The organism is Pseudoflavonifractor sp. BSD2780061688st1 E11 (genome assembly GCF_005844125.1).
Taxonomy (GTDB): Bacteria; Bacillota; Clostridia; order Lachnospirales; family Lachnospiraceae; genus Sellimonas; species Sellimonas catena.
The window spans coordinates 1-1,588 of the sequence record NZ_SPHM01000101.1; the positions used below are offsets into that span (position 1 = coordinate 1).

The 1,588-nt window shown below is 41.8% G+C and carries 1 protein-coding gene; it reads left to right on the top strand.

Going from position 1 to position 1,588, the window contains the following annotated elements:
• Positions 1-136 precede the first annotated feature (136 nt).
• On the top strand, positions 137-1,516 hold the full coding sequence (locus FGQ85_RS18145; RefSeq protein ID WP_087179269.1) for a transposase: 1,380 nt from the start codon (positions 137-139) through the stop codon (positions 1,514-1,516).
• Positions 1,517-1,588: the final 72 nt, after the last annotated feature.

Here is a 1,588-nt window from a genome sequence, read left to right on the forward strand (position 1 = left end):
ACTAAAACTTCCCACACCAATACGGTGTGTTGAACCTTGAAAATTCAATATTTCAGCCAATAAAAAAGGCATAAACCTGTCCCGTTTGGTATAATGGAATTGACGAAAAACCATCTATACAAAGGAGATTTATGCCATGTCCAGTATACCACAAAACTATTGCGATGAGAACGAGTTAATTGATTGTGTTCAGAGATTTTTTTCCAGGCATCATGTCGGCAAGCTTCTCGCTAAATGCAATGGGATGAAAGAAAAAGGTGTTTCACCTGTTTCTCTGCTCCGCTACAAGCTCAGCAACATTTTTGTCGGAAGAAGCATGTATATGCAGCAACGAACTGGCTCTTTTAAGGAAGATTTTTCAAAGAACACTTTTTATCGGTTCCTAAATTCGGCAAAAACAAACTGGCTCCGTTTTACTTCTCTTCTGGCTGCTGATATCGTCAATAATGATCTCAAAGATCTAACGGACGATAGCAGGAAAAATGTGTTCATTGTTGATGACAGCCTTTTTAGTCGAACCAGCTGCAAGAAAACAGAACTGGGATCAAAAGTATTCGACCACACCGATATGCATTTCAAAAAAGGGTTTCGGATGCTTACATTAAGCTGGAGTGACGGAAATACACTGATCCCGGTAAACAGCTGTCTGTTAGCATCTGCAAAAGAAGCAAATATTATCGGTCCGGTAAAGAACTTTGATAACAGAACCATTGCAGGAAAAAGGCGCAAGCTTGCCCAGACAAAAGCACCTGAAGCAATGATGGCCTTGTTGGATACTGCTCTCAGTGCAGGACTAAAGGCTGATTATGTCCTTTTTGATTCCTGGTTTTCCAACCCGGCACAGATCACAGCCATCCATTCAAAGGGGATGGATGTGATTGCTATGCTCAAGAAAAGCAGCCGCATCAAGTATTCATACTGTGGTGAACAGCTGAATATCAAAGAGATCTATTCCAGGAACAAAAAACGCCGTGGCAGATCAAAGTATCTGCTTTCTGTTGACGTCATGGTAGGAAAAGAGAATCCTATTCCGGCGAAAATCGTTTGCGTAAGGAATAAAGCAAATCGCAAGGACTGGCTTGCTTTTATCTGTACAGATACGACCCTTTCCGAAGAAGAGATTATCCGTGTTTATGGAAAGCGCTGGCAGATTGAGGTTTTCTTCAAGACCTGCAAATCTATGCTGAATCTGATTGGAGAATGCCGCAGCTTATCCTATGATGCACTGACAGCTCACGTAGCTATCGTGTTTACCAGATACATGTTACTCGCAATGGAACAGCGCCAAAATGAAGATCAGAGGACGCTTGGCGAATTGTTCTTTTTCCTAGTTGATGAAATGGCGGACATTACTTTCCATAGATCACTTGGCATCCTAATGGATGCCTTGATGGCAAGCCTTCAGGAAATCTTAAAACTCAGCGATGAGCAATTGACAGCTTTTACTGCTGATTTTGAAGCAAGACTGCCGAAATATCTGCGTAACGCACTTCATCCTGAGGCTATAGGGGCATAAATCACTATTTTGTCAGCTGAAATATTGAATTTTCAAGGAGCGAAGCCCATTTCAGGTATGGGAAGTCTTAGT